At 42.2% G+C, this 17319-nt stretch carries 18 protein-coding genes and 1 pseudogene; 10 read left to right on the top strand and 9 right to left on the bottom strand.

Translation table 11 applies throughout. The features are described 5' to 3' along the window. The first annotated feature begins 216 nt into the window (after nt 1-216). Both BCU91_RS18910 and BCU91_RS18915 read left to right on the top strand, forming a co-directional pair. Nucleotides 217-555 (top strand): hypothetical protein, encoded by a 339-nt coding sequence (locus BCU91_RS18910; protein ID WP_102475590.1) that lies wholly within the window; start codon nt 217-219, stop codon nt 553-555. Between the two features lie 257 nt (nt 556-812). Next, on the top strand, nt 813-2219 hold the full coding sequence (locus tag BCU91_RS18915) for an MFS transporter (RefSeq protein WP_102532150.1): 1407 nt from the start codon (nt 813-815) through the stop codon (nt 2217-2219). 120 nt (nt 2220-2339) lie between these two features. On the opposite strand, the gene BCU91_RS18920 is transcribed toward BCU91_RS18915, so the two are convergent. Then, nucleotides 2340-2825, bottom strand: a complete 486-nt coding sequence (locus BCU91_RS18920; protein ID WP_102438909.1) for a YajQ family cyclic di-GMP-binding protein — start codon at nt 2823-2825, stop codon at nt 2340-2342. 169 nt (nt 2826-2994) lie between these two features. Here BCU91_RS18920 and BCU91_RS18925 point away from each other — a divergent pair, with 169 nt between their 5' ends. The 4 genes and pseudogenes from BCU91_RS18925 to BCU91_RS18940 form a co-directional block, all read left to right on the top strand. Continuing rightward, a complete protein-coding gene (locus tag BCU91_RS18925) occupies nt 2995-3372 on the top strand; it encodes a VanZ family protein (RefSeq protein ID WP_102438911.1) in 378 nt (125 codons plus the stop codon). A gap of 17 nt (nt 3373-3389) precedes the next feature. Next, nucleotides 3390-4445, top strand: coding sequence for a 2-dehydropantoate 2-reductase (locus BCU91_RS18930; RefSeq protein WP_102532151.1), 1056 nt, complete (start codon nt 3390-3392; stop codon nt 4443-4445). Nucleotides 4446-4493: 48 nt separating this feature from the next. Next, a complete protein-coding gene (locus BCU91_RS18935) occupies nt 4494-5171 on the top strand; it encodes a phosphatase PAP2 family protein (protein WP_102475591.1) in 678 nt (225 codons plus the stop codon). Between the two features lie 68 nt (nt 5172-5239). Beyond that, nucleotides 5240-5413, top strand: a pseudogene (locus BCU91_RS18940) (transposase); the annotation flags it as partial. Nucleotides 5414-5615: 202 nt separating this feature from the next. Here BCU91_RS18940 and kdsA read toward each other — a convergent pair. The 7 genes from kdsA to hemA form a co-directional block, all read right to left on the bottom strand. Then, nucleotides 5616-6464 (bottom strand): 3-deoxy-8-phosphooctulonate synthase, encoded by an 849-nt coding sequence (gene kdsA, locus BCU91_RS18945; RefSeq protein WP_102438923.1) that lies wholly within the window; start codon nt 6462-6464, stop codon nt 5616-5618. A 62-nt stretch (nt 6465-6526) separates the two neighbouring features. Next, nucleotides 6527-7780, bottom strand: coding sequence for a DUF819 family protein (locus BCU91_RS18950; RefSeq protein WP_102532152.1), 1254 nt, complete (start codon nt 7778-7780; stop codon nt 6527-6529). A gap of 167 nt (nt 7781-7947) precedes the next feature. Beyond that, nucleotides 7948-8736, bottom strand: coding sequence for a tetratricopeptide repeat protein (locus BCU91_RS18955; RefSeq protein WP_102438925.1), 789 nt, complete (start codon nt 8734-8736; stop codon nt 7948-7950). A 9-nt stretch (nt 8737-8745) separates the two neighbouring features. Continuing rightward, nucleotides 8746-9141 (bottom strand): SirB2 family protein, encoded by a 396-nt coding sequence (locus BCU91_RS18960; protein WP_076543121.1) that lies wholly within the window; start codon nt 9139-9141, stop codon nt 8746-8748. 202 nt (nt 9142-9343) lie between these two features. Beyond that, the gene (gene prmC, locus BCU91_RS18965; RefSeq protein WP_102438929.1) at nt 9344-10201 is read right to left on the bottom strand and encodes a peptide chain release factor N(5)-glutamine methyltransferase; all 858 of its coding nucleotides are present in this window, start codon (nt 10199-10201) and stop codon (nt 9344-9346) included. 9 nt (nt 10202-10210) lie between these two features. Continuing rightward, on the bottom strand, nt 10211-11296 hold the full coding sequence (gene prfA / locus BCU91_RS18970; protein ID WP_076543119.1) for a peptide chain release factor 1: 1086 nt from the start codon (nt 11294-11296) through the stop codon (nt 10211-10213). A gap of 14 nt (nt 11297-11310) precedes the next feature. Further along, on the bottom strand, nt 11311-12561 hold the full coding sequence (hemA, locus tag BCU91_RS18975) for a glutamyl-tRNA reductase (RefSeq protein WP_102438932.1): 1251 nt from the start codon (nt 12559-12561) through the stop codon (nt 11311-11313). Between the two features lie 315 nt (nt 12562-12876). Between hemA and lolB the strand changes: the two genes are divergently transcribed. The 4 genes from lolB to BCU91_RS18995 all read left to right on the top strand — a co-directional run bounded on the left by lolB (nt 12877) and on the right by BCU91_RS18995 (nt 16735). After that, nucleotides 12877-13512 carry a lipoprotein insertase outer membrane protein LolB gene (gene lolB / locus BCU91_RS18980; protein ID WP_241904122.1) on the top strand — a complete coding sequence of 212 codons (636 nt, stop codon included), beginning with the start codon at nt 12877-12879 and terminating at the stop codon, nt 13510-13512. Nucleotides 13513-13610: 98 nt separating this feature from the next. After that, on the top strand, nt 13611-14480 hold the full coding sequence (ispE, locus tag BCU91_RS18985; protein WP_102475583.1) for a 4-(cytidine 5'-diphospho)-2-C-methyl-D-erythritol kinase: 870 nt from the start codon (nt 13611-13613) through the stop codon (nt 14478-14480). Between the two features lie 97 nt (nt 14481-14577). After that, complete coding sequence (locus BCU91_RS18990; protein ID WP_076543115.1) at nt 14578-15525, top strand: ribose-phosphate pyrophosphokinase; 948 nt, start codon at nt 14578-14580, stop codon at nt 15523-15525. Nucleotides 15526-15730: 205 nt separating this feature from the next. Further along, nucleotides 15731-16735 carry an FAD:protein FMN transferase gene (locus BCU91_RS18995; protein ID WP_102532154.1) on the top strand — a complete coding sequence of 335 codons (1005 nt, stop codon included), beginning with the start codon at nt 15731-15733 and terminating at the stop codon, nt 16733-16735. Between the two features lie 114 nt (nt 16736-16849). On the opposite strand, the gene BCU91_RS20310 is transcribed toward BCU91_RS18995, so the two are convergent. Beyond that, on the bottom strand, nt 16850-17319 hold a 470-nt coding region (locus BCU91_RS20310; protein WP_157936301.1), incomplete at its 5' end, for a hypothetical protein.

Consider the following 17319-nt stretch of genomic DNA (forward strand, 5'->3'; position numbering starts at 1 on the left):
AAATATACATTTAACGCCGCTTTTTTGTAGTTTTTTACAATGCCTAGCGATGATTATCTAGTCATAAATACTGAATTTCATTTTACTTTGTAAATCCGAGTGAATGTTCAAGATAACCAACTATACTTTAGTCTATCTTGTAACAAACCTTATTGGTCAATAAATGGAATTATAAGGACGCTTCTCATGCCAATTAAGATAACAACGCCAAAGACGATGACGCCCAATGATTTTATAGAAACCAAAGCCCCTCAACTGGCGTATTATGGAAAAGCCTTCTTAGATAACCAACTAGATCACCATGAAATCAAGCTCTACATGTGGGATGTATTGGAAGAGTGGCAAGCCGTCGACTTAGATAACCCTCCTGAAACTATGACTCCAACTGATACTGAAAAAGTATTTTGGCATTTATTGCACTGTTTTCATGAATGGCCAGCAATGGTTATCCGCGGTAATCAATATTTACGTCAACAAGTTCACGATTGCTGTGATTACATTAATAGCGGTGGTGAAGTGCCTCAAGGTTGTGTTGGCATTAGACCCACTATTTAGTGGGTCTTTTTAGTTACAACACAGCTTGTTATAAGCGCTATGCTAATTACTTTTTTATTATTTGAATCATCAATATAACCAATGCTCACTCATAGCAGCGTTGAGCTTAAACTCATGGTTTAACAAACCTGAGTATTACAAATACCCTTGTTTATTGACCAAGCTCAAATTGCTGTACTATTAATAACTTGATAATAACTTGAACCATCTAGCGAGCCCGCTTAAGCTAGAGCCATTCTCCTCTTATCTGTTGTCTTATGTCAGAATTATTTAGTCGAACTCGAGAAGCGCTGTCAGTTTATTATCATAAGCGCGTGGTTATTTTATTGTTACTCGGGTTCTCGGCTGGCCTGCCGTTAATGTTAGTATTTTCAACCTTAAGCTTTTGGTTAAGAGAAGCTGGCGTTGATCGCGCCGCCATTGGTTATTTCAGTTGGATAGCACTCACCTACGCCTTTAAATGGGCCTGGTCGCCACTGGTTGATCGTATGTCTCTGCCCATTTTTACCCGCTTTTTGGGGCGTCGCCGTGGCTGGATGCTATTTGCGCAGTTATGTCTGGTGGGCGCCATTGCCGGCATGTCATTTAGCGATCCCTTAGTGGATTTAGAGCGGCTTGCCATTTGCGCTTTCTTACTCGCCTTAGCCTCAGCCACCCAAGACATTGTCATTGATGCATTTCGTATTGAATCTGCTCCAGAAAAAATGCAAGCAGCCTTAGCTGCGGCATATCAAGTAGGTTATCGCGGCGCAATGATTGTCGCCACAGCAGGGGCGTTAACCATTGCCGCTTGGGTTGACCCTGGCAATGATGGCTACAATCTTGAATCATGGCAAACCGCTTACTTTGTGATGGCGTTATTAATGTCAGTGGGTATTATTACCACTCTTTGCAGTAAAGAGCCTGAAGTTGACACCAAAAGCGCTGATGAACAAGAGTTACAACTTAAACAACGCTTTGCACAAAAGTATCCGCCTAAACTTGCAGCGCCATTGGCTTGGTTGTATAGCGCCAGCGTATTGCCCTTTATCGACTTTTTTAAGCGATATGGTAAAACCGCGATACTGATTTTATTACTTATATCTTGCTACCGCATCTCAGACATTGTTATGGGAATTATGGCCAATGTGTTCTATGTCGACATGGGCTTTAGTAAAGAGGAAATTGCTTTTGTTAGTAAAGTCTATGGTTTAATCATGACCTTAGTTGGCGCAGCATTTGGCGGGGTATTATTAGTGCGTTATGGCACCATGAAGATCCTTTTCTTAGGTGCATTATTAGTGGCCATTACTAACCTGTTATTTGCTTGGCAAGCTTACATTGGCTACAACATGCCATTTTTGACCTTTGCTATTTCAGTGGATAACTTCAGCGCTGGTATTGCTACTGCGGCATTTATTGCGTACTTATCAAGCCTAACTAGTAGCGGTTACAGCGCAACTCAATATGCCCTACTCTCCTCTATCATGTTGCTATTCCCTAAGTTTATCGCTGGGTTTTCTGGGGTTTATGTTGATGCCTTTGGCTATGTAAATTTCTTTATCGCCGCCAGTTTAATTGGCTTTCCGGTATTGATTTTAATTAGTTTATTACAACGCTATAGCTCGGTTAAACATCAACAAACTGATGAGCCTATACTGTCAGCTGAGGCCGATAAAAACTAATCTATTTAATTCATCACAAGATATTCAGCATAAAAAAAGCCCAATTACATTGGGCTTTTTTATATTAAGAGGCTTATCCGCAGCACAACTTAATGCAGCAGCATTTTACGCTTCAGAAATTTAATCTCTAAAGTTATTAAATTGGAACGGCTGGCCTAAGTCAGCTTCTTTAGTTAAACGCATGACCGCTTGTAAATCATCACGCTTTTTACCTGTCACTCGAACCGAGTCACCTTGAATCGCGGCTTGCACTTTAAGCTTGCTATCTTTAATCGCTTTGACTAATTTTTTGGCGATAAGTGTTTCAATGCCTTCTTTAAACTTCACTTTTAGACTGAAGGTTTTACCGCTATGTACCGTCTTGTCATCCACATCCATGGCTGATGGGTCAACATTACGCTTACTAAGCTGAATGCGTAAAATATCCACCAACTGCTGACATTGGAAATCATCTTCGGCTTTTAAAGTCACCACATGATCTTTGTATTCGATTTCAGCATCTTTACCGCGAAAATCAAATCGTCCCGCCAATTCACGGCGAGAGTTTTCAACGGCATTACGTAATTCAACTTCGTCAACTTCTGATACGACATCCATAGATGGCATAGTCATTCTCCAATAAATTATTTAGGGTTATTTTAACACTCTAAGCCTGTAGGCAAAGCCTAGACTAAAGAGAAAACAATTAATAGTTGGAATTTAATGACTTTGAACGCTGCTTTTTTTATTATTGATTTACTCAAACGACATTGCATCCAGCTAAGATATGTACAGCATGAAAATGAAATTGTTTTTTAGCGCCGCTTTTGCTTTCGCTGTCATCATCATCAGTTACTTAGTTTTCTCTAAACCTAACTATCCAATGACGTTTTCTAATATGGATAAAGTCGGCCATACCGTCAGTTTTTTGGGCTTAACGTTTTTAGCTTATTTTGCCTTCAAGCCTAAATGGTACTGGATGGGGCTGATAATGACTGCCTATGCGGTATTAATTGAACTGATACAATCGCAGATCCCCTATCGTAGCGCCTCTATTGCTGATGTAGTTGCAGATTTAATTGGGGTGGTATTATTTTACTTATTGCTATTTGTGTTTAGAAAATATCAAGCTGCAAAGTTATTCAAAAAGGGACCGCTCAAATCTGCCCTATAGCACTCAAGAGAAACCACATGCCACAGCGCACTAACAGCGACCGCAATATCCTTAACACTACCCAAAAGCCAGTTTTTGATGTTAACGACAACCATGTTAACGACAATCATGTTAACGATAATCATGTGTACCAGACTGATATTGCGATTATTGGGGCTGGCGCTATTGGCAGCTTGCTGTACTGCCAGTTAGCAGCAATCAAGCAGCCATTACTACTCACACGCAGTCGCTCTGTAGGCGCTACAAGCCATGATGATTGCTCTACAATCACTCTTGAAACTCTTAACGGTGACAGTTTGCATCAGCCCTGTATCCAAGCGAACATAAATCAGCTTAACAAGGCTGCGTTAGCCAATATTAAATTAGTCATTGTCTGCGTAAAGGCTTATCAAGTGACTGATGCTATTGCTTCTATATTGGCGCTTATTCCACAGAGTTGTCATACTCTGCTGCTACACAATGGTATGGGGCCACATTTAGAGGTGTTAGCCCTTCTAAAGCAACACCCTCAACTTAAACTGGGGTTATCTTTAGGCACGACATCTCAAGCGGCGTTAAAACTGGCGCCGATGCAGGTGCGCCATACGGGTAAAGGTAAAAGCATTATTGGCCATTTATCTGGCCCAGTAATGCCTTTAGCAATACAAAACCAATTACTGGCTGCTGTTGAAGATATGTCGGTAGTCGATGATATCGTCACTAGTTTGTGGCAAAAGCTGCTGGTTAATTGCGCCATTAACCCACTGACGGCATTAGCCCAATGTGCTAATGGTGAATTGGCCCAGCCGCAATTTCAGCAGCAAATCGAGGCGATAACGCAAGAGTGCATCATGGTCGCCAAAGCTGATGGGGTTAACCTTTCGCTGCTTGATTCTGTTGCCATCATCAATCAGGTAATTAAACTCACAGCCAACAACTTTTCGTCTATGCATCAAGATATTCATCACAATCGCAAAACCGAGATACTGCAAATTAACGGTTACGTGGTCGCCCGCGCAGCCCATCACGGTTTAACAGCTGCGATAAATCAAAGCATGCTAACTGAAATAACCGCGCTAGAAAGTGCGCTATAAACCCAATAGATGAAAACCATAGCTATGAAAAAACAAGCCGCATAACTTATGTTATTGCACCCCAAAGCCTTATTACAGCCTCAAGCCCTGCCGTTTAGTGCTCGAGTCGGTTTATTCTACCTTGTTGCCGTTATCGCCATACTGGTAAGCGTAAGCTACATTGATCGACCTTTGGCACAGCTTTTACATGATAGTAAGCAAAGCGACTTTGGATTAACCTCAGTATTTAAACTACTGGCAAATACTCCATTAGCCTTAGAAGTATTGGCAGGCGTGCTTGTTTTAATTGGCTTATTAGGTCGTAATAACGCATTCAGTCATTTAGTTAAGCCCATTGTCTTGGTCGCTATTAGCGCCACAGTGGTCCGTTTTGGGGCTAAAATTATCAGCGGCCGCACCTGGCCAGAAACTTGGGTTAATAATAACCCCTCTTGGATTGAGCATGGCGTGGAGATATTTGCGCCATTTTCATTGTCGCAAAGCTATCATTCGTTTCCTTCAGGGCATGCGCTATTTACCTTTGCCTTCGCCAGTTTATTTTGGCAATACAGCCCAAAGCTTTACTGGTTGTGGTTAACAGCCATGGTAAGCGTTTTTATCGGTCAATTAGGGCAAAACTACCATTACTTAGGTGACTTACTGGCAGGGGCGGTACTAGGAGTATTGATAAGTCAGTTGGTGAGTCATTATTGCCTTGCCCCAATTGCGGGCACAAAAAATCCATAAATAACTGTCTTTGATTAAGCCATTTTTAACCGCTTAAATGTCGATACCAAAGCTAACCACAAATTGGTATTGAGGAAAAGATTAAATCTTGTGATAAGCAGGTACAACAAGAGGCAAAAAGTAGTCAAGTTTGTTGGCGTTTAGAAAGTATTCCAGGTATCGGGCCAGTCACAGCTACCGCATTTTATGCAGCTGCTGGGGAGGGTAATGATTTTAATAATGGCAGACACTTTTCAGCATTTTTCGTTGGGGCAGCTGGGTGTTCCAAGAGAGTATTGCTGTTGATACCCTTTTGGTCTGGTGTGGGCGAAGCACCACGACCTTGATCTTATTACCAACTAGAGTATCAAAACGATTTCTTAACCTATCCAAACAACGTTAAGTTCAAGCAAAAAAAAGCCCTGAACTTAATCATAAGTTCAGGGCTTTTAAAAAATCTCTTATCTACTTACTGGTATCAATTGGTTCAAACGACTTGACCAAATCATCTACCGCTTTCATTTGAGTTAAGTAGTTTTCAAGCTGGTTAAGCGGCAATGCACATGGGCCATCGCACTTAGCATTATCAGGATCTGGATGCGCTTCAATGAACAACCCCGCTAAACCTAATGCCATACCGCTACGTGCAAGCTCAGTTGCTTGAGCGCGGCGTCCGCCTGCACTATCAGTACGACCACCTGGGCGCTGCAGTGCATGAGTTGCATCAAAGATGACTGGGTAACCAGACTGCTTCATTTCATCCATACCCAGCATATCCACTACTAGGTTGTTATAGCCAAAGCTTGAACCACGTTCACACAGAATAATGTTGTCATTACCGGCTTCATTAAACTTCTTAATGATATGACGCATTTCATGGGGCGCTAAGAATTGCGGCTTTTTCACGTTAATGATTGAACCCGTTGCTGCCATAGCAACCACTAGGTCCGTTTGACGGGCTAAAAATGCTGGCAACTGAATAATATCAACCACATCAGCCACTGGCTGGCATTGATGAATTTCATGCACATCGGTGATAATGGGTACATTAAAGGTCGACTTAATCTCTTCGAAAATCTTTAAGCCTTCTTCCATACCTGGACCACGATATGAGTTCACAGATGAGCGATTTGCTTTATCAAATGACGCTTTAAATACGTAAGGAATACCCAGTTTTTGGGTTACTTCTACGTAATGCTCTGCAATTTTCATTGCTAGATCGCGAGACTCAAGCACATTCATGCCACCAAATAAAACAAACGGTTTATCATTCGCAATTTCTAGCTCATTTAAACCAATGATTTTATGATCCATAGTCATTTCTCTTTAATCAATACCATGGGATTAGCCGCTGCTAACCCCATTAAAAAATAATGTTATACCGCAAGTATCTGCAGTAACTGGCCACACATCCAAGCCATATATGTGCCTACAGCATAGCCCAATACCGCCAACAATACGCCAACTGGCGCAAGTGCTGGATGAAACGCTGCTGCAACCACAGGGGCTGACGCTGCGCCGCCAACGTTAGCCTGACTGCCCACCGCCATATAAAACAGCGGCGCTTTAATAATTTTAGCCACGATAAGCATAAAGCTTGCGTGTACCAGCATCCAAATAATACCAATGGCGAAATACCACAGGTTTTGCTCATCAGCGAGTTTGGATACATCCATATGCAAACCAATGGTCGCAACAAGGATATATAAAAATGCCGATGCCACTTTCGAGGCGCCCGCAGCTTCTATCTGCTTTACTGGACTAAAGGATAAAGCTAAACCAATAGTAGTGGCGATAACAACCAGCCAGAAGAACTTGGAGGTTAAGCTGTAGTCTTGAGTCCAAGGGTAATTAACTTCAAAAAATGGTCCTAAAAAGTCTGCCGCAAAATGCGCTAACCCGGTAACACCAAAACCTATGGCCACAATCAGCATTAAGTCACGCAGTGAAGGTATACGGGCATTTTCTGCATGGTACTTTTCAACTTTGGCTTTAAGGGCTTCAAGGGCGGTGGTGTCTGCGCCTGTTTTAGCATCAATCTCTTTAGCACGAGATGCCATCAGCAGTAATACTGCCATCCACAGGTTAGCGACAATTACATCTACAGTCACCATCACGGAAAAGATATCGCCGCCCACTTCATAAATTTCTTTCATTGAGGCTTGGTTAGCGCCGCCGCCAATCCAACTGCCCGCAAGAGTGGTCATTCCGCGCCATACTGCATCAGGGCCATTGCCGCCTAATACGTCAGGGTTAATGGCTGAGATAACCAATAACGCAATGGGACCGCCAATCACAATGCCCACGGTGCCGGTTAAAAACATCACAATGGCTTTAGGGCCTAAACTTAAAATCGCTTTTAAATCGACACTTAAAATCAATAACACCAAACAAGCAGGTAATAAGTAACGCGAGGCAACATAATATAATTTTGAGGTGTCACCATCGACGATACCAAAGGTATTCAGTAGTGATGGTAAGAAGTAACACAGCAATAAGGCTGGGATAAACTTATAGAATTTTTGCCAAAATGGGTGTGCTGACGAACTGGTATAGAAAACAAAGCCGAGAATGACGGCAAGTAATCCCAGTGCTGTTGCGTCATTGGTTACCATGGGTGTGGTGGTCATGAAAAAGCTCCCTTGCAAATGCATTTCATAGTGAATTTATTATTGTTATGAATGTACTTTAAAGTACTTATTATTTTAAATTGGCGAAGTTACTGACAGATTAACTGCTTTGCGATAAACAATTCAGGCTCATAAATGAGCCTGAATTTGAATATTATATTAACCGCTTAGTGATAAGTCTGTGGTTGTTGACTTAACTCTTTCAGCTGGATTTTGACAATTTCCGTCACCGGGTCGTGTGGACTGCTGTCGATAAAGTGCTGTAAATCTGAAATGGCCACTTTAATGCACCCCAGTTGCTGGGCAATAAAAGCGCGCTCTCGATTTAAGCTCACATCATCAGGATGCCACTGCAGCAATAAATTGCAGCATTCCATCGCTTGTTCAAATTTCTGGGTTACGATGCAACCCGCTTTTAGCTCATGTAACATACGAGTTATTAAGCGTTTTAGGCTGGCTGTTTTTAAGTACTTAGGCTTAAGCATGGCCGAATTACCTAACTCACCACGCACCAGTATATGCAATTGGTGGCGGCTTAATTGCTGCCCCGTTAGCGGATCGATATAAATGACATTATCATTTATATGGCTTCTCACTACGGTGTGCCCCGGTAATAATACCGCTTCTAAGCTAATATCAAGCTGCTTAGCCAGTAAAATTAATACCGTGGCTAAGGTGGTGCTGTTACCTTGACGGGTCATAATGCAGCGACCAAGATCGGCAGCATCAACACTAAAGTAATCATCACGCACACAAAAGCCTAAATCATCATAAAACCAGTGCAATAAACCTTCAAAGCGCTGTTGCTGATCTTCGACATATAAGCTCATCACTGAGCCGGCAATTTCATACCAAGCCCAAAGCGCTTTCTTCTCTTGAGAAAAGCCAAGATGTTGTGTTATTTCAAATGCAGTTTCAGGGATCTTAACTGCATCTTTCATTTGATGTTTTGCCATTAAACTCTATTAACCCATTAATACAACTTGTTTAAAATGAGCCAGCCTGGCAGCTAATACGAGCCATCCGATAGCACCTAAAAAGGCGAAGATTTTGAATAAATTGTTACGGTTACCTTTAAGTGCCATAACGCCCAATCCAATGTAGGCTAAAACTGCAATTAATTTTTCAGTCATCCACTCATCGACAAATGGATATTGTTTGATCATGAAGCACAAGATTAGCCCTGATAACAATAAGAAGGTATCAATGACATGAGGGGCAACTTTAACAAACTTTTTATCCATGATTGGCGACTTGCGCATGTGTAGTACAAAGCGAGTGACAAAAAAGACCACACTTAAAAAGATGAAGGTTAAGTGCGTGTGTTTAACAGCTGGATATAAACTGTAAAAGGTTTCCATTATTGTTTTTCTCTTTGAGCTACCGATAAAATGGCCGCTAGTTTACTCGATCTGGCGGCTTATTAGCAATGTTGTGAAAATCGCCCCATTAGGCCAGTCACTACATGAGTAAATCAGCAACTAACTCAGTATTAACTGGGCAATTAACGCGATGGATCACTGCCAATGATTAGCGAACGAAAAAATGGCGGTTGCAAGTGGCTTAAACCTTGTTCCATTGACCTAAGGTGCAACGGTCATTACTGCCAAAGTCTCGCACGGTTGCGACATTGTCATAACCAAGTTCAATGAGCTTTTGTCTTACGACCAGCGCCTGTTCAAAGCCGTGCTCCAGCAGTAAATAGCCACCTTCAGATAAGTAAGCCCGCGCATAGGTTGCGATATGAAATAAATCAGCAAAACCTGCGTCACCTGCGGTCAATGCACTTGATGGTTCAAAGCGCACATCACCCATGGCTAAATGCTCATCGGCTTCGTCAATATAAGGAGGGTTTGAGACAATTAATTGAAATTGCCGGCCTTCAATTGCACTAAACCAATCTGATTGTAAAATTTCAACTTGAGTGAGATTTAAGTTTTGCCGGTTGGCTTTAGCAAGTTCTACCGCATCAGTGACTTTATCAACGGCTGTGACTTGCCATTGTGGTCGCTCAGATGCCAATGACAATGCTATCGCGCCTGTTCCCGTACCTAAATCCAGTACCTTAGCCGTTTCCGCTACAGGCAAATTTAACGCTGTTTCTACTAAAATTTCAGTATCAGGACGCGGGATCAAGGTGGTGGCGTTAACAATAAATGGCAATGACCAAAATTCACGTTCACCAATAATATGTGCCACAGGCACACCTTGCTGGCGCTTTTCGACCATGGCTTTATAAGCTTTGAATTGATCTGTGGTGAGGACTTTTTCAGGCCAAGTATAAATGAAGCTACGCTGCTTATTGATGCAATGCAGAAGCAAGGCTTCTGCATCGATATTGGCCGATTCAGATGAATCGACCAATAAACTGTAAGCCCATTGCAAAGACTCCGCAATGGTAGAGAAAGAAGACTGTGACAAGGTTACTCCTTAGTCGTCAGCTAATGCAGCAAGCAAGTCCGCTTGTTCCTCTTGCATTAATGGCTCAATAATAGCGTTTAAGTCGCCTTCCATGATTTCATTTAAGCGGTATAGCGTTAAATTAATGCGGTGCTCACTCATACGACCTTGTGGGAAGTTGTAAGTTCGAATACGTTCAGAACGGTCACCACTTGCCACTAGATTACGGCGGGTTGATTCTTCTTCGCTACGACGCTTTTCATCTTCAACCGCTTGTAAGCGCGCTGAAAGCACACTCATGGCTTGGGCACGGTTTTTATGTTGCGAGCGTTGATCCTGACATTCCACCACAATACCTGACGGTACGTGAGTAATACGAATGGCTGAATCGGTTTTGTTGACGTGCTGACCACCTGCGCCAGATGCGCGGAAGGTATCGACTTTTAAATCTGCTGGATTAATTGAAATCTGCTCTGCTTCTGGCACTTCTGGTAATACAACCACGGTAACGGCTGAGGTATGTACACGACCTTGGGATTCAGTTTCTGGTACACGTTGAACACGGTGTCCGCCAGATTCAAATTTCAATTTACCGTAAACGCCTTCACCAGTTACGTGAACGATTAATTCTTTAAAGCCACCATGCTCACCTTCGTTGGCGTTCATGATTTCCATTTGCCACTTATTCGACTCACAAAAACGTGAATACATGCGGAATAAGTCACCCGCGAATATAGCGGCTTCATCACCACCGGCGCCGGCACGGATTTCTACGAAGGCATTACGGTCGTCATTTGGATCTTTTGGAAGCAATAAGATTTGTAATTCATCTTCAAGTTCTGCAATGGCTTTTTTGGCTGCTTTAATTTCTTCTTGAGCCATTTCACGCATTTCTGCGTCATCTTCAGTAAGCATTTCTTGCGCTGACTCAAGATCGGCTTGAGCCTCTTGAAACGCTTTAAAGCTTTTTACAATATCTTCTAACTGAGAATATTCTTTTGATAAGCCGCGAAAGCGGTCTTGATCCGCAATAACTTGTGCATCACTCAGTAATGCCAATACTTCTTCATTACGTTCAAGCAAGCCTTCCAGCTTGCGAATAACCGACTCTTTCATTTAGCTTTATTACCTTAATTTTTATCCAAACCAAGCGTGACACGTAATTGGCCTAAGGTATTCAAGTCCCCTTGACGACTAGCAGAAGTTAACGCTTGTGTCGGTGCATGGATTAAGCGATTGGTTAGCCTATTGGCTAGCTCTAAAATCACTTGTTCATTGTCACCACCTTGAGTTAATTTGTTCAAGGCGCGCTCTACTAATTCATCTTTAATTGCCAAACTTTGGCTTCGGTATTCTCGAATACTGTCTACAGACTCTAACGAACGCACCCATTCCATAAAGATATGAGATTGTTCATCGGCAATTACTTCTGCCTGCTCGGCGGCTTCTTTACGTGAAGCCATGTTCTGTTCAATGATGCTGTGTAAATCGTCCACAGTATAAAGGAAAGCATCGTCTAATTCGCCAACTTCTGCTTCTATATCACGAGGAACTGCAATATCAACCAATAGCATGGGTTGATGACGACGTTGTTTCAGTGCCTTTTCGACCATGCCCTTACCTAATATAGGCAATGGACTGGCGGTAGAGGATATCACGATATCGGCTTTAGGTAGATAGTCTGGTATTTGTTGCAGCGTAATTGCCGTTGCATCAAACTCTTCACACATCGCCTGTGCACGCTCAACCGTTCGGTTAGCCACCACAATACCGGCAACCTCATTGTCTTTTAAATGCTTGGCAACTAATTCAATGGTTTCTCCAGCGCCAATCAATAATACATTGGTGGTACTTAGTGATGAGAAAATATGTTTGGCCATGCTGACAGCGGCAAACGCCACTGACACCGCGGCGGCGCCAATTTCGGTTTCAGTACGCACTTTTTTAGCCACTGAAAAGGTGTTTTGAAACAAACGGTCAATAGTAACTGCCGTTGTGCCTGCCTCTTTAGCTTTCGCAAAGGCTTGTTTAACTTGCCCAAGAATTTGTGGCTCACCTAATACTAGAGAATCTAGACCTGAAGACACGCGCATTAAGTGTTTAACGCATTCCTGATCCTCATAGCTATAAATACAAGGCATGAGATCATCATGACTAAGATTGTGATAATCCTCTAGCCATTCGATTATGTCTTCTTTAGTGCCGTTGTTGCAATAAAGTTCTGTACGGTTACAGGTTGACACGATCACGGATTCACCCGAGCTAGTTCGACTAGCTAGACTCTTCATCGCATCGTGAATCTTATCCGGTGAAAAGGCGACTTTCTCTCGAAGATCGACCGTGGCGGTTTTATGATTTATTCCGATTGCTACTAGGCTCATGTGACTCGTTTTAAGTTCTTCGCAGGATCATTAATTAGGTCATTCTACTTAATTGGTAAAACTAAAAACACAATTGGCTTAACAAAACGGAATAATTATCTATTTTTTTTCTAATAATTCTATCTTGTTAACAAAATCATCCATCATTTGACAAAATACACCAAGAAAAACAGGGCTATGTATATCTACATTAGCTAATATTGTCTAGTATAGGAGTAATAATTAATCAAATCAGTTTTATTTATAAAAGCATTTTTACAATCAGCTTATTGCCCAGTATCATGCCTTATCGCTTTTTTATCCCAGTGAGTCCCTTTGCGAATTTTAACAACTTACCTAAAACACTTACTGTTAATGAGCTGTTTATTGTTAACGGCTTGTTCTATTCGTCCGCCGCACACGCTTGCAGAAACACAGGTAAAGCACCCCAGTGACGCCCAAGCATGGGAATTACAAGGTAAACTGGCTTTTCGTTCTAGCAGCGATAAATTTAGCACCAACTTATTTTGGTTGCACGATCAAAGCAGCCAATATGATCGCGATGAATTGACCCTTACCACCATGATTGGCACAACTGTATTGTCACTTAAGTCTGAAAATGGCCTAGCCAGTTTAGACATTCAAGATAAAACTTACACAGACAACAACCCTGAGCGGCTAATCTACCGCGTCAGCGGCATGACCATTCCCATTAATAAATTACCGCTTTGGATCACAGGTCAAGTCGCCCCTGATGATGAAGTGCTAGAATATAATCCAGATGGCAGCATCAAACGTTTTAGCAGTGCTGATAATGGCGGGGATTGGCTGGTAAGCTTTATGAGTTATCAGCAACAAAGCGGTGCTAAGCTGCCCAGATTACTGCAAATCAATCGCGCTGATGTACAAATAAAAATACAGATAAATCAATGGCAAGCGCTAACAACCAATCTAGCACAAACCAATAACTAATCGATATTGGTTTATCGGCTATTGATGATGCGCTGTTATATAAGTACTTATATAGGCACTTCGACTCAAAATGACAAAACCACTTGAATGGCTTTTACATGACAACAAATAAAGACAATTTGGCAATCTCCACTGAATGGCCAGCTCCTGCAAAGCTCAATTTATTTTTGCATATTACCGGCCAACGAGCCGATGGTTACCACGAGCTTCAAACCCTGTTTCAGTTTATTGACCAATGTGACTATTTAGATTTTCAGACGACTGAGTCGAAACAAATAAGCTTGCATTCAGAATTATCAAAAGTTGTCGCAGAAAAAGATAACTTAATTCTAAAGGCCGCAAAATCTTTACAAGAATATTGCAATTATCAGGGCGGCGCACAAATTTGGTTACGTAAAAACTTGCCTATGGGTGGCGGTTTAGGTGGTGGTTCATCTGATGCGGCCACCACATTAGTGGCATTAAATAAGTTGTGGGGGCTTGATTTACCCCATGCAACCCTAGCAAAAATCGGCCTAGAACTTGGCGCGGATGTCCCTGTTTTTATTAATGGTTTTGCTGCTTTCGCTGAAGGTATTGGTGAACAGCTTATTGCAGTGCAACCAGCAGAGTTGTACTACCTAGTCATAGTGCCTGAAGTCCATGTGTCAACCCAAGCAATTTTCCAAGCGCCAGACTTAACTCGCGATACACCTAAATTAGCAATCGATACTTTAATGCAGCAAAATTGGTCAAATGATTGCCAAAAACTTGTCACAGAAAAGCACCCCCAAGTTGCCAATGCCTTAAGCTGGCTGGTAGAATATGCGCCGTCAAGAATGACCGGAACTGGCGCATGCGTCTTCGGTGAATTCGAACAGCAACAATCGGCGCTAGACGCGTTGGCACACCTGCCAACGACCATGAGCGGCTTTGTTGCTAAAGGCTTAAACCTGTCACCTTTGATGACACGTTTAAACCAAGATTAACAAATACCTTCTAGAAATGTTTTTTGCTTATTGATGACAACATCCTTAAGTCACATTTTTAGCCACTAACTTAAAGCCAACACCTGAGGTTCATAAAGTGCCCGATATCAAGCTCTTTGCTGGTAACGCTACCCCTAAACTAGCCAAAAAAATAGCCGACCGTTTATTTTGCAAACTTGGCGATGCAGTAGTAGGCCGTTTCAGCGACGGTGAAATCAGTGTTCAAATCAATGAGAACGTACGTGGTGCTGATGTATTCATCATCCAATCGACTTGTGCACCGACCAACGACAACCTAATGGAACTTATCGTTATGGTTGATGCGCTTCGCCGTGCATCTGCTGGTCGTATTACCGCAGTAATTCCATACTTCGGTTACGCTCGTCAAGATCGTCGTGTTCGTAGTGCTCGTGTACCTATTACTGCTAAAGTTGTTGCAGACTTCTTATCAAGTGTTGGGGTTGACCGCGTATTAACTTGCGATCTTCACGCTGAGCAAATTCAAGGTTTCTTTGATGTGCCTGTTGATAACGTTTTCGGTAGCCCAGTACTGCTAGAAGATATGTTAGGCAAGCAACTTGATAACCCAGTTGTTGTTTCTCCAGACATTGGTGGTGTAGTACGTGCTCGCGCTGTAGCTAAACTACTTGATGATTCTGACTTAGCAATTATCGATAAGCGTCGCCCACAAGCGAACGTAGCTCAAGTAATGCATATCATTGGTGATGTTCAAGGCCGTGACTGTATTATTGTTGATGACATGATCGATACTGGTGGTACTTTATGTAAAGCGGCAGAAGCGTTAAAAGAACATGGTGCTAACCGTGTATTCGCTTATGCAACTCACCCGGTATTTTCTGGCAATGCTGCGAAAAATATCGCTGAATCAGTTATCGATGAAGTTATCGTTACCGATACTGTGCCATTAAGCCCTGAGATCGCTAAACTTGAAAAGGTAACTCAGCTAACAATGTCAGCAGTACTTGCTGAAGCGATCCGTCGTGTTAGCAATGAAGAGTCTATTTCTGCGATGTTCCGTCACTAATCAATTATTTGAATTAGTCGCTGACTTAAGGTATCTGGCTTAGGTCTTTGAGTTAGGTCTTCGACTTAGCACCGACATCGAAAAAGCGCACTCAATCGAGTGCGTTTTTTATTGGCTGTTATTTGGCATAAATCAATCTAGATTAATAACCCATAACTCAGTACCCTATTGGCTATAAAAATAATTCAACAATAAGTCATTACCCATGTTTAAGCCTTTCTCATTAATCTCACTGTGTTTTGTTGGCCTAATCTTATCCACTCAAGTCACTGCGCAGTGGCATCAAAAGAGCTTTGAAGTCATGGGGACCCAAGCTCATGTTGAATTTTGGCTTTCAGAAGCAGAGAAGAATACAGAGTCAAATGAAAAACAAACTGCAGATAACCTCATCATCGCTGTCGAACAAGAAATGCATCGCATCGACCGATTAATGAGTCCTTATAAAGCAGACAGCGAATTAAGCAAAATCAACCAACTGGCAGGGAAAGAGGCAGTTGTCATTAATCAAGAACTGTTTGATTTGCTGCTTGATTCATACAAGATTGCTGAGCTGACAAACGGTACATTTGATATCACTTACGCCTCAATTGGTTATCAATACGATTACCGCCAAGGACAAAAGCCAGCGAAACCCGAGATAAACCAAGCCCTCGAAGCTATAGATTACCGCGCAGTAACCTTAGACAAATCACAATCTAGTGTTCGTTTTAAAAACCAAGATGTACGGATTGATTTAGGCGGAATAGCTAAAGGACATGCCGTTAAGCAATGCTTAGCCATTTTACAAGCTGCAGGTATTAAGCACGCCTTAGTCAGCGCAGGTGGTGATACAGGACTGCTCGGTGACAGACGCGGCCGCCCATGGTTTGTCGGTATTAAGCACCCTAGAGCCGCTGAAAAAACAGCGGTGCAATTACCACTGGCTAACGAGTCAATTTCAACATCAGGTGATTACGAGCGTTACTTCATCGAAGATGGCGTGCGCTACCACCACATCATTAATCCTAAAACCGGCGACTCGGCCAGAAAAGTGGTCAGCGTATCCATCATTGGTAAAAACTCAACTTACGTTGATGCCCTATCAACAGCCGTATTTGTAAAAGGCTTACAAGAAGGCATGGCGCTAATTAACCAACTACCAGAATATGAAGCGATTATTATTGATAATCAACAGACGTTACATGTATCAGAGGGACTGCAACAGGATTAGATAAGTGATGGGTTAATGGCATTTGCTTAGTTTTTCTGCCCCTACTTATTTGTAGGGACAAATCTTACTTGATTTGAATTTGAATGCTGCAGCGGTCAAATCAGTTAGCCTCGGCTACTGTGCGGCAGGAGGCTCATGTGTGTCAGCAGTACTTTTGCCTTCACTGACGGTTATCAATGCACCTAGAAAGATAATTGCCAGTATATCTATAGATATGAATTGTGATTGCATTGAGGCTGTATATTGATAAAGAGCGAAGCCTGGACTGAATGATGCATCAACACCAAGGGAAACCTGAGGTGCTAAATGGATTGAAACATATGCTCCGCCAAGGCCTGAGTATTTAGCAGAAATGGTTCCAATTGCAATATTGGGAATTTGTAGAGCTTGATTGAGAATTGAAAGCCAATAGTACTTATACTTTTCTCTGATTGCAGTTATACCAGCCACAATATTTAGAACGACTAAGACTACCGTAACCATAGTACTTAATAGGGATGCAGTACCATCAAATACTGACAAAAAATAGGTTATTGTAATTGCAAGTGCAGCTATCACTTGAAGGGAGACTGTAACTAATTTTG

Source organism: Shewanella sp. 10N.286.52.B9 (genome assembly GCF_002873635.1).
Classification (GTDB): domain Bacteria; phylum Pseudomonadota; class Gammaproteobacteria; order Enterobacterales; family Shewanellaceae; genus Shewanella.

What these genes read in the sequence shown, in the direction of transcription:
- BCU91_RS18910 (WP_102475590.1), top strand. Translation starts at nt 217, where the DNA reads ATGACGCCCAATGATTTTATAGAAACCAAAGCCCCTCAACTGGCGTAT.
- BCU91_RS18915 (WP_102532150.1), top strand. Translation starts at nt 813, where the DNA reads ATGTCAGAATTATTTAGTCGAACTCGAGAAGCGCTGTCAGTTTATTAT.
- BCU91_RS18920 (WP_102438909.1), bottom strand. Translation starts at nt 2,825, where the DNA reads ATGCCATCTATGGATGTCGTATCAGAAGTTGACGAAGTTGAATTACGT.
- BCU91_RS18925 (WP_102438911.1), top strand. Translation starts at nt 2,995, where the DNA reads ATGAAAATGAAATTGTTTTTTAGCGCCGCTTTTGCTTTCGCTGTCATC.
- BCU91_RS18930 (WP_102532151.1), top strand. Translation starts at nt 3,390, where the DNA reads ATGCCACAGCGCACTAACAGCGACCGCAATATCCTTAACACTACCCAA.
- BCU91_RS18935 (WP_102475591.1), top strand. Translation starts at nt 4,494, where the DNA reads ATGTTATTGCACCCCAAAGCCTTATTACAGCCTCAAGCCCTGCCGTTT.
- kdsA (WP_102438923.1), bottom strand. Translation starts at nt 6,464, where the DNA reads ATGGATCATAAAATCATTGGTTTAAATGAGCTAGAAATTGCGAATGAT.
- BCU91_RS18950 (WP_102532152.1), bottom strand. Translation starts at nt 7,780, where the DNA reads ATGACCACCACACCCATGGTAACCAATGACGCAACAGCACTGGGATTA.
- BCU91_RS18955 (WP_102438925.1), bottom strand. Translation starts at nt 8,736, where the DNA reads ATGGCAAAACATCAAATGAAAGATGCAGTTAAGATCCCTGAAACTGCA.
- BCU91_RS18960 (WP_076543121.1), bottom strand. Translation starts at nt 9,141, where the DNA reads ATGGAAACCTTTTACAGTTTATATCCAGCTGTTAAACACACGCACTTA.
- prfA (WP_076543119.1), bottom strand. Translation starts at nt 11,296, where the DNA reads ATGAAAGAGTCGGTTATTCGCAAGCTGGAAGGCTTGCTTGAACGTAAT.
- hemA (WP_102438932.1), bottom strand. Translation starts at nt 12,561, where the DNA reads ATGAGCCTAGTAGCAATCGGAATAAATCATAAAACCGCCACGGTCGAT.
- ispE (WP_102475583.1), top strand. Translation starts at nt 13,611, where the DNA reads ATGACAACAAATAAAGACAATTTGGCAATCTCCACTGAATGGCCAGCT.
- BCU91_RS18995 (WP_102532154.1), top strand. Translation starts at nt 15,731, where the DNA reads ATGTTTAAGCCTTTCTCATTAATCTCACTGTGTTTTGTTGGCCTAATC.